Source organism: Gordonia jinhuaensis, from assembly GCF_014639795.1.
Taxonomy (GTDB): domain Bacteria; phylum Actinomycetota; class Actinomycetes; order Mycobacteriales; family Mycobacteriaceae; genus Gordonia_B; species Gordonia_B jinhuaensis.
In genome coordinates this window covers 1-10,427 of record NZ_BMGC01000060.1, presented here as the reverse complement: position 1 = coordinate 10,427, position 10,427 = coordinate 1, and the positions used below count along the sequence as shown (strand labels likewise).

The 10,427-nt window shown below is 66.8% G+C and carries 9 protein-coding genes; 5 read left to right on the top strand and 4 right to left on the bottom strand.

The window, feature by feature from the left end:
- Positions 1 to 87 precede the first annotated feature (87 nt).
- The 3 genes from IEW22_RS19065 to IEW22_RS19055 form a co-directional block, all read right to left on the bottom strand.
- Complete coding sequence (locus IEW22_RS19065) at positions 88 to 1,833, bottom strand: ATP-binding protein (RefSeq protein WP_188588864.1); 1,746 nt, start codon at positions 1,831 to 1,833, stop codon at positions 88 to 90.
- 329 nt (positions 1,834 to 2,162) lie between these two features.
- Entirely contained in the window at positions 2,163 to 2,846 is a 684-nt protein-coding gene (locus tag IEW22_RS19060; protein ID WP_188588862.1) for a GntR family transcriptional regulator, read from the bottom strand.
- A 51-nt stretch (positions 2,847 to 2,897) separates the two neighbouring features.
- Positions 2,898 to 3,899 carry a proline racemase family protein gene (locus IEW22_RS19055; protein ID WP_188588860.1) on the bottom strand — a complete coding sequence of 334 codons (1,002 nt, stop codon included), beginning with the start codon at positions 3,897 to 3,899 and terminating at the stop codon, positions 2,898 to 2,900.
- Between the two features lie 250 nt (positions 3,900 to 4,149).
- Between IEW22_RS19055 and IEW22_RS19050 the strand changes: the two genes are divergently transcribed.
- From IEW22_RS19050 to IEW22_RS19030, 5 genes are read left to right on the top strand one after another with little or no spacing between them, the layout of a single operon-like run.
- Positions 4,150 to 5,046 carry a dihydrodipicolinate synthase family protein gene (locus IEW22_RS19050; RefSeq protein WP_188588857.1) on the top strand — a complete coding sequence of 299 codons (897 nt, stop codon included), beginning with the start codon at positions 4,150 to 4,152 and terminating at the stop codon, positions 5,044 to 5,046.
- A 59-nt stretch (positions 5,047 to 5,105) separates the two neighbouring features.
- Positions 5,106 to 6,617 carry an aldehyde dehydrogenase (NADP(+)) gene (locus tag IEW22_RS19045; protein WP_188588856.1) on the top strand — a complete coding sequence of 504 codons (1,512 nt, stop codon included), beginning with the start codon at positions 5,106 to 5,108 and terminating at the stop codon, positions 6,615 to 6,617.
- A gap of 1 nt (position 6,618) precedes the next feature.
- Positions 6,619 to 7,821 carry an NAD(P)/FAD-dependent oxidoreductase gene (locus tag IEW22_RS19040; protein ID WP_188588854.1) on the top strand — a complete coding sequence of 401 codons (1,203 nt, stop codon included), beginning with the start codon at positions 6,619 to 6,621 and terminating at the stop codon, positions 7,819 to 7,821.
- Complete coding sequence (locus IEW22_RS19035; protein ID WP_188588852.1) at positions 7,818 to 8,123, top strand: (2Fe-2S)-binding protein; 306 nt, start codon at positions 7,818 to 7,820, stop codon at positions 8,121 to 8,123. Before IEW22_RS19040 ends, IEW22_RS19035 begins: the two co-directional genes overlap by 4 nt.
- Entirely contained in the window at positions 8,120 to 9,553 is a 1,434-nt protein-coding gene (locus IEW22_RS19030; RefSeq protein WP_188588850.1) for an FAD/NAD(P)-dependent oxidoreductase, read from the top strand. Before IEW22_RS19035 ends, IEW22_RS19030 begins: the two co-directional genes overlap by 4 nt.
- A 117-nt stretch (positions 9,554 to 9,670) precedes the next feature.
- On the opposite strand, the gene IEW22_RS19025 is transcribed toward IEW22_RS19030, so the two are convergent.
- Entirely contained in the window at positions 9,671 to 10,324 is a 654-nt protein-coding gene (locus IEW22_RS19025; RefSeq protein ID WP_229742910.1) for a flavin monoamine oxidase family protein, read from the bottom strand.
- Positions 10,325 to 10,427: the final 103 nt, after the last annotated feature.

Sequence of the window (10,427 nt, the reverse complement as noted above, 5' to 3'; positions counted from 1 at the left end):
CGGAATGTGTCGCAACATCCAGATTTCCGGAGACCAGGGGCGTCTCACGTCATCGACACGCCAGCCCGCTGACCAGGCATTGCCCGCTCAAGTTCGAAGAGCCGCCAAAGCGGGGGCGTCGAGGTCATCCAGTTGGTCGGCGAAGTCTCTGACGAAGCGCCAATACTGACCGTGGACATTTTTCACCTCGTACGGAGTCAGGATCGCGAGAACGCCCTCGACGGTCAGTGCATGCGGGAACGATGCCCGCAATCCGATTCCTTGGAGTTCGAGACGACCCACAGGATCGAGACCGCCACGTGTTTCCTCGGAATCTGTGGCCAGCGGCACCAATTGGTAGGTCGGGTGCGTGCGGGACAGCATTTCACATGCTGTTGCTGCAATCGTCCGCTCCCTAAGAGGTCGCTCGGTGTCGAGTGCGACACGGCCGAACACCTCGGCCACATCCTGTGTTTCGCATTGGATTGCGATGGCTGCAGCCACTTCAAGGCTTTGCCCGTCGGCGGTCGGGACCCTATCGTCAAGCAAGCGACTCAGACCCGGATAGCGGAGCGCTCGGTAGTCCGTCCGTTCCCGATAGTCGAGGTCGACCTCTCCGTCGAGAATGGCGCGGAGCACTCGCTCCCGGAGGTCGTCGGACGGCACGTCGGTCCCAAGAGTGAACGCCGCAGGATCAACACCAACGAGCCATCCGTATTTCTGCGGGGAGATAGCGACAAGCCATGCCGCGACTGCTCTCGTTCGCGGGTAAAGATACTGCGGAGGGTCCGCGACGAGGAGTGCACGCACTTGAGAGTCGGAGAGCTCATGGGTAACGATCCATCGTGCAGCGAGATACTCTCCAAACGTGGCGTGCGCCCACACACGGCTGACGGTCCCACTGAAAAGACCTCCCCGCCAGACCTCTTCCACTTCGGTGGTCGTCACCGATGTGGGCCAGTGAACTCCACGAACGACACACTGGGATACGGTGACCGCCTCTGGTGATGCGCGCACCTCCGGACCTAACCAGATCGACGCCTTCCCGCCAAAGGCCATCACCGCAGCCGTGCGTGCCGCGATCTCCATCGCTCGCCCCGGCACCATTCGAGGCTGCCGCGCGGCCCGGTCGCTGGAAAGCTCCTCGCACAAAGCGGACAGCCCCATCTCGTAGAGCTTCGCGGAACGACTTGGAAGGGCGCCATCGATCTCGTACGCACGAAGGAGAAAGTCCAAGGTCAATGGTCGGGCGGCGATTGCCTCAACCCCTTTGCGCTCGACTTCGAACAGGAAGCGCTGCGAGTCAACATCCTTCGCTTCTGCGATCTCGCTCGCGTTCGCACGCGTGAGGGGTAGCAAAAACATCGACACACACGATGGGAATCGCCTCTCAAGATCCTTGGTATAGCGGCCTTCCCAATCGCTCGCTCTGCTCACGATCCGCAGCCACACACGCTCCGGCCCGAAATTATCGAGATAGTCGAGGATTACAGAGAACACACCTGGAATCAGGCGCTGCGCCTCGTCGAATCCATCAACGGTCAAACACACGTCACCATCACCGACTTGATCAAGGACCCCTTGGAACACTCTGTCGACCGAAGACTCGCGCGCCTTGCCCACGAGATCGATTTTGAAACTCGAGTCGAAGCAACTTTGCGGCGCCAACACCTTTCCGTCGCCAACCGCCGTTGTCTTTCCAATGCCGGGCTCACCGAGCAGGATCAGACACCGTCTGTCCGCAAGCTCGTGAGTCGCCACCGGTTGTGCGCCCCACAACGAGGACGGGGTGGTCCACCCATCCGTCGTTGCAGACTGCATGTCGTCGTTCGACGCGACCCAGAAGCGATCCATCCCATGGGCATACCTCACTGCGCGCCTGCGATCAATGACCTCCTGTTATCCAACGGCTCACGGTGATCGGCCAGTCGATCTTGCAGCCCAGCGGGGTGTCGGGGTCTGGGTGCATCAAGGCGGACACCCTGCAGGGGCTTGGTCACCCCACGCCTGAGCAGAACCGAATCTCGCAATTCCCTTGTCCCGCTCCGCTCACCCCACGTCGGACATACAAACTTGTTCGTCATACAAAGTCCCGAGTGAGAGTGGGTTCGCCAGGCTGCGCCGAGGTCATCGAACCCCAGCACTGACCGATCCCCGGTCACCGGTCACCGAGGCACGTCCGTTCACACCCCGGTCGCCCAGATGCCGCGAGTCCTGCCGATGTGGTCGCGCAACTCCGGATCGAGGTCATCGAACTGCCGCCGCTCGATGAGGTCGAGGATGCGGTGGTGCTGCAGCGCATCTTCGACGAGCTCATCGTTGGCGACCAGCGATTTGAGCCCGTAGAGCCGGGTCTGCGCGCGCAGATCGGCGACCAGCTTGAGCAGCCGCTCATTGCCGTAGAACTCGAGGATGCGCAGGTGGAATGCCCGGTCGGCCTCGACGTAGGCGATCAGGTCCTTGGCGCGGGCGGCCGCGACGATGGCCTCGGCCATCTCACGCAGCTCGGGCATGATGTCCTCGGGCATGAGCGTCGCCGCCCGCACTGTCGCGGTCGGTTCGATCATCAGCCGCAGGTCGGTGATCTCGTCGAGGTCGTGATCGGAGACGGGCACCACCACGTATCCCTTGTTCGGGACCGAAGTCACCAGACCCTCCGACATCAGGTCGAGCATCGCCTCACGCACCGGGGTCGCCGATACGCCGAACCGCTTGGACAGCGTGGGTGCGGAGTACATGGTCCCCGGCTCCATCTCGCCGGAGATCACCGCCGCGCGCAGGGCATTGGTGACCACGGTGCGCAGGTTCTCGCGTTTGATGATCCCGATCGCGCCGGGGGCCGAGGGGTTCTCGTCGGCTGTCGACATATCGCTGCCTCTCCGATGGTGGTGGTCGTCAGACGACGGTGGTGATGGTCGTCAGACGACGAAGCCGGCGGGGAACGGGTCGGTGGGGTCGAGCATGATCTGGTTGAGTCCGGATATCCATGCGCGCCCGGTGATCTCGGGGACGATCGCCGGATGTGTGCCGACGGTCGTCTCGTCGAGTATCCGGCCGGTGAAGCGCGAACCGATGAACGACTCGTGCACGAAGTCCTCCCCCACCCCGAGTTCGCCGCGGGCGTGCAGCTGTGCCAGCCGCGCACTGGTGCCCGTGCCGCACGGCGACCGGTCAATCCACCCGGGATAGATCAGGGTCGCCGACTTCGCATCCGCCCCGTCGACACCCTTCTCGTAGGCGACCACATGTTTGCAGCCGCGGATGGTGGGATCCAGCGGATGCACCGGTGACAATTGTTCATCAACCGCCGCACCGATTTTGAGCCCGGCCGCGAGCAGCTCGTCGCGGTCGGAAGGGTCGAGGGTGAGGCCCAGATCCGCCACCGGCAGCATCGCGTAGAAGTTGCCGCCGAAGGCCACGTCGACCGTGAGCGCGCCGAAGCCGGGCACGGCGACCTTCGCGTCGAGGCCGTGCACGAACGAGGGCACATTCGTCAGCGAGACGCTGAGCGCCTGACCGTCCTGAACCCGCACGCGGGAGGTCACCAACCCGGCCGGGGTGTCGAGGTGGATCGTGGTGACCGGTTCGGTGACGGTGACCATCCCCGTCTCCACGAGCACCGTCGAGACCCCGATGGTGCCGTGGCCGCACATCGTCAGACAGCCCGACACCTCGATGAACAGCACTCCCCAGTCGGCATCGGGTCGGGTCGGCGGCTGCAGGATCGCCCCCGACATGGCCGAGTGTCCGCGGGGTTCGTTCATCAACCAGCGCCGGACGTGGTCGAGGTTGTCGATGAAGTACTCGCGCCGCTGCGCCATCGTTGCGCCGGGAATCGGGCCGATGCCACCGGTGATCACCCGCGTCGGCATGCCCTCGGTGTGCGAGTCGACGGCCGAGACGGTCCGCATGGAACGCATCAAAGTCCTCCGTTGGTCCAGGCGGGATATTCGCCAACGATATGGGCCCCGCAGGTCTGCGGCGACAGCGGATCCGCTGGGTCAGCTCTACTGGGCCATAGTCTTGCAGGGATCTTCAGTAATATGTTACACATTACATGGTGCACCGCCCGGCATCCGCTGCGATCCCAGGCCTCACCACACCGCAACGCCCCTCCCCCTCACGGCTCCCCCTCGCCGCAACCTCCGCCATGACACCGAAGGAATACCGATGACGTTGGCACGTAAGCCCTGGCACGGCGTATTGGTCGCCACCGCACTGCCCTTCCACGACGACCTCTCCGTCGACTTCGACCGCTACGGCGAACACGTCGCCTGGCTCGCCGCCAATGGTTGCCAGGGCGTCAGCCCCAACGGCTCCCTCGGTGAGTATCAGACTCTCTCCGACGCCGAGCGCGCCACGGTCGTCGAGACCGCAGTCGCTGCGGCGCCCGAAGGCTTCTCGGTCATGCCCGGCGTCGGCGCCTACGGCGCACTGCAGTCGCGGGCATGGGCCGAGCAGGCCGCCGAGGCAGGTGCGTCCGCGGTGATGCTGTTGCCTCCCAATGCCTTCCGCGCCGACCGCGAAACCGTGATCGCGCACTACCGCGAGGTAGCCAAGGTGGGTCTGCCGATCGTCGCCTACAACAACCCGATCGACACCAAGGTCGACCTGACTCCCGACCTGTTGGCGCAGCTGCACGCCGAAGGCCTCATCTCGGCGGTCAAGGAGTTCACCGGCGATGTACGCCGCTTCTACGAGATCAAGGAACTCGCACCCGATCTCGACGTGCTCATCGGCTCGGACGACGTGCTGCTCGAGCTGGGCATGGCTGGTGCGGTGGGCTGGGTGGCCGGCTACCCGAATGCGCTGCCGGAGTCGACGGTGAAGCTCTACGAACTCGCCGTGGCGCGCGACATCGAGACCGCCCTGCCGATGTACCGCGACCTGCACAGCCTGCTGCGCTGGGATTCCAAGACCGAGTTCGTCCAGGCGATCAAACTGTCGATGGACGTGGCGGGCCGCTTCGGTGGCGCATGCCGTCCCCCGCGCTCGCCGCTGTCCGACGACCTGCGCACGCGCATCGTCAAGGACACCGAGGCAGTCCTCGCCAAGGGCTACCGCTGAACCCCTGATCCACTGAACCCCTGATCCACCGGGCGACACGAGACGAGGAGATCAACACCATGGCTGAGGTCGTCAGCGCGACCCGACTCGACGCTTCCGAGACATCACCGGCAGACCTCGATCGCGTCCTGGCCGCAGCCGACGCTGCCGCTGATAAGTGGGCGATGACACCGCATGTCGCCCGGGCGCGCTCATTGGCCGCGGTGGCCGACATTCTCGATGAACACGCCGACGAACTGATCGACATGGCTGCGCGGGAGAGCCATCTGCCCGTCGCGCGACTCACCGGTGAACTGACGCGCACCACGTTCCAGCTGCGCTTCCTCGGCAGCCACGTCGCCGACGAGAAGCATCTGCGCCCCGCCATCGATCCGGCCGACCCGTCGTGGCCGATGGGTGCACCCCGACCGGATCTGCGGCGCACGCACATCCCGATCGGTGTGGTGCTGAACTTCGCTGCGAGCAACTTCCCGTTCGCCTTCAGCGTGGCCGGCGGCGACACCGCCGCGGCATTGGCCGCCGGCTGCCCGGTGGTGGTGAAATGCCATCCCGGACATCCTGAACTGTCGGCCCGCGTCGCCGAACTGACCACCCGCGCGCTGCGCGAAAGCGGCGCCCCCGACGGGGTGTTCGCCACGATCACCGGCGTCGACGCCGGGGACACCGCGCTGCGCGACCCGCGTGTGCGCGCGGCGTCGTTCACCGGCTCGGTCCCCGGCGGGCGCGCGCTGTTCGACATCGCGAACTCCCGACCCGACCCCATCCCGTTCTTCGGCGAGCTCGGCAGCATCAACCCGGTCTTCGTGACAGCGGCCGCCGATACCGCCCGCGGTGCGGACATCGCGAAAGAATTCATCGCCTCCTTCACGATGGGGGTCGGCCAGTTCTGCACCAGCCCAGGCCTTCTCGTTGTCCCCGAGAACAGCGCCACGCTCGCGGCGCTGCGCGACGCCGAGCTTCCCGCACCGGCGCCGATGCTCACCGAACGTATCCGCGACGGCTACGAGCGCGCAGCGGCCGCCCTTCGTGAGCACCGCGGGGTCGACCCCGTGGCGGCCTCGGCCGCCGGGTCCGGGCTCGAGGCCGCCAGCCAGATCCTGGCGACCACGGTGGCCGAGGCACTCGGCGACCCCGACACACTTCTCGACGAATGCTTCGGACCCTCTTCGGTGGTGGTCACCTACCGTGACGCGACCGAGCGCGACACGCTCGCGCGCACCCTGCCCGGCCAGCTGACGGCGACCGTCCAGGGCGAGAACTCCGACATCGGACCCGAACTCGCCTCCCTCACGGCCACATTGGCGCGCCATGCGGGCCGGGTGCTGTGGAACCAGTGGCCCACCGGGGTGTCGGTCACCGACGCTCAGAATCACGGTGGCCCCTACCCCGCGAGCACCTCGGTGCACTGGACATCGGTGGGTACCGCCGCGATCGACCGCTTCCTCCGACCGATCGCCTACCAGAACTTCCCGGCCGAACTGCTGCCGGCGGAACTGCGCGCCGGTACCCCCGGCAACCTCGACACCCCCCACAACCCCGACAGCCTCGACAACGTCGCACCGGGCGCGTGAGATGACGGTCTCCCGCGGGATCGAGGTGGCCATCGTCGGGGCCGGGATCATCGGCTGCGCGCTGGCGCGGGAACTCGCGAGCAATGGTGCGACGGTCACCGTCATCGACCGGGGGGCACCGGGTTCGGGAACCACCGCGCACGGCGAGGGTAACGTGTTGGTCTCCGACAAGGGCCCGGGCCCAGAACTCGAACTGGCCCGACTCTCACGGATGCTGTGGCCCGACACCGTCGCCGCGATCGCCGAGCAGTGCGGGCCGCTCACCGCACGTCTGGTCGAGTGGGAGGCCAAGGGCGGCATCGTCGTCGCGACCACCGAGGACGGTGCTCGCGCGCTCGGACGGTTCAGCGCACACCAGGCGAGCGCCGGTGTGGACACCCGGCAGCTGACCACCGACGAGATCCGCGCGGCCGAACCCTTTCTGACCCACGACCTCGCCGCGGCATTCCACTATCCCGAGGATGCGCAGGTCCAACCTGTCGCCGCGGCCCACGCTCTGCTGGCCAGCGCAAAGATGTTCGGCGCCACCGTCATCGCGGGCACCGAAGTCATCGCGGGGATCCACCGATCGGGAACACTCACCGGCATCCGCACCGCCGGCGGTGCGGTGTATGCCGATGCCGTCATCAACTGTGCGGGCCCTTGGTCGGCGCAGGTGTCGCAGGCCCTCGGCGCGCCGATCGCGGTCAAACCGCGACGCGGCGAGGTCATGGTCACGACCCCGCAGCCACCCACGGTATTCCACAAGGTCTACGACGCCGACTATGTCGGCGCAGTGGGCAGCGGGTCGGCAGAACTGCAGACCTCTGCCGTCGTCGAGTCGACTCATGCGGGCCCGGTCCTGATCGGATCGTCGCGTCGGCAGGTGCCGCTGGACAACGACGGACCACACCTACTCAGCCTGGAACAGATGGCGCGCAAGGCCATCCGGCTCTTTCCGCATCTGGCCGATGTGGAGATCATGCGTACCTACGGCGGCTTTCGCCCCTACGTCGACGACCACCTGCCGGTGATCGGGGCCGACCCCCGACTGCCCGGTCTCTGGCATGCGACCGGACACGAAGGCGCCGGCATCGGACTGTGCCTGGGCACGGCGGTACTGCTGCGCAGCCTGCTGCTCGGCGGTCCGTGCCCCGTTACGGCCGAGGATTTCCGGGTGGACCGCCCGGCCATCATCACCGAACGAATCGAGGCCGCACAGTGACCGGTCACCTGATACCCAATGCCGGTGATCCGATCGGTCGCACCGACACTCCCATCGAGGTCACCGTCGACGGTCAGCCCGTGCCCGGGATCGCGGGACAGACGCTGGCCGGCCTCCTGCTGAGCAACGGGATCATGTCGTGGCGCACCGACTCCCAGGGGCGTCTGCGCGGACTGTTCTGCGGAATCGGATCGTGTTTCGACTGTCTTGCCACCGTCAACGGCCACGCCGATGTGCGGCTGTGCCGCCGACGCGCGCAGCACGGCGACGAGGTCACCCACCAGTCACGGAGCGGCTCATGACCCTCATCGCGATCATCGGTGCCGGTCCGGCCGGGCTGGCCGCCGCGCAGTCCGCACTCGAACACGACGCCGAGGTCGTGTTGATCGACCTCAACGACCGTCCCGGCGGGCAGTACCAGCGCGAACTCCCCGAGGCGTATCACTCGACGCATCCTGAAGCGGTCCAGCATGAGTGGAAGAACTTCAGCCGTCGCCGCGATGCTGTTCTGGGTCACCAGAATTGCCGGTGGATGGCCAACACCGTCGTCTATCTGGTGGAGCGACGGGCCGGTGCCGCACCCACACTGCATCTGATCACCGGCGAGATCGACGGACACGACCGGACTCGAACGGCGGTCCACCCCGACGCGGTGGTCATCGCCACCGGCGCCCATGACCGGGTTGTCCCCTTTCCCGGGTGGACACTGCCCGGTGTGTACACCGCCGGTGCGGCGCAGACGCTGGCCCGCACCGAACGTGTGGCACTGGGACGTCGCGCCGTCGTCTCCGGCACCGGACCGTTCCTGCTGCCCGTGGCGACCTCGCTGTCGCAGGTGAGTACCGAGGTGACCGCCGTCCTCGAGGCCAACCGTCCGGCCACCCTCGCGCGCGGGTGGATGGCGCGTCCGTGGGAGCTGCTCGCACAGTCGGGTAAGACCGGCGACCTGGTGCACTACGCCGGACACCTTGCACGCCATCGCATTCCGCTGCGCACCGGCCGCGCGGTCATCGCCGCCCTCGGCGACGATCGGGTCGAGGCCGCGGTGGTGGCCCGGCTCGACAGCAACTGGTCGCCGATCGCGGGCACCGAGACCACCGTCGAGGTCGACACGATCTGCGTCGGACACGGATTCACCCCCGCACTCGAGATCGCCAGGGCAGCCGGATGTGAGTTCGAGACCACGAGCGCGGGGGTGTTCGTCCGCACCGACGAGCACCAGGAAACCAGCGCACCGCACGTATTCGCCGCCGGCGAGATCACTGGAATCGGTGGGGCGCAGGCCGCGGCGGTCGAAGGGCAGATCGCCGGGCTGGCGGCCGCGGGTGTTGCCACAGCGATCACACCGGCCCTGGGGCGAAAGCGCCGCGCCGCGCGACAATTCGTGCAGCGACTGGCCACCGCCCATCCGCTGCGCGACGGCTGGCATCAGTGGCTCCGATCCGACACCGTCGTGTGCCGGTGCGAGAGCACCACACTCGGCGATCTGTGCGCTCAGCACTCGGCCGGGAACTCGCTGCGCGCCACGAAGCTGAACACCCGCGCCGGACTCGGGCCGTGTCAGGGGCGATTCTGCGGTGACAACGTCGCCGGCATCTGCGCGTCGCGCCCAGCCGACAACGACCTCACCGATGTCATGGGACTCGCCGGCGCCCACCGTCAGAACCGGCCGATGGCCCAGCCTGTCCGACTCGGAGAGATCGCGGCGGCGGAGAACGGTGGGCACCGCTAGCGAGACCCAGATTCCGTGTAGCTCTCAGCTGTGTGGGCCACGTGGTTCGCTGGTCGTACTGTCCGGAGAAGCCCCGTGGATTCGTCCGCCACAAACACAGATGGGAGTTCTTGCGCGTCACCGGGCTCCAGGGACTCGAGCACGCTGCTCCGGATCGGTCAGCGCCGCGGCAACCTCGAGCGCGGCGCGCTCTCCGGACTCGATCGCGCCCTCGATGTATCCGGCGTGCTCGGTCGCGGTCTCCGTACCCGCCCAATGGATGCCACCGACTGGTTCGTGGGCCACCGGATAGAACCCGTCCGATGTGCCCAGCGTCGGGAGCGATGCGTAGCCGCCGCCGACGAACGGGGCATGGCGCCACAACTTGTCGTGCCAGCTCGCGGGGCGACTAATGTCGTCGCCGAGGTGTGGGGCGAGGGCACCGAGGAGGAGATCTCGTCGTTCGGTGGGACCGAGCGGCTCGACGCGTCGCGCGTCAGGCCCGCCGATCAGGATCGTCAGATGGCCGGGGCCGTCCGGAGGTGAGGAATCGAACACGGCGAATCCGGTCTCGCCGAGCAAAATGATCTCGGCGTCGGCGTGATCGCGCCAGAATGGGGTCTCGTACACGGCGACCGCCTTGTAGACCTCACCCATAACGGTGTTGTGGTGCACACGATTTCGACGCTCCGGAAGGAGTTCGCCGAAATCGATGTGTGACGCGGACGGCGGTGGCACGGTGACGATGACCCGTGCGGCGCGCACAGATCCGGCGCCCGTGGTGACAGTCAACGGCGGTGTCATACCCTCGAAGCAACGGTAGCCGAGAGGCGTTGGTGGACAGGGGTTGTAGTGGGGCGCAGGATGTTGACGATCGAGGATCGAGCGGAGATCG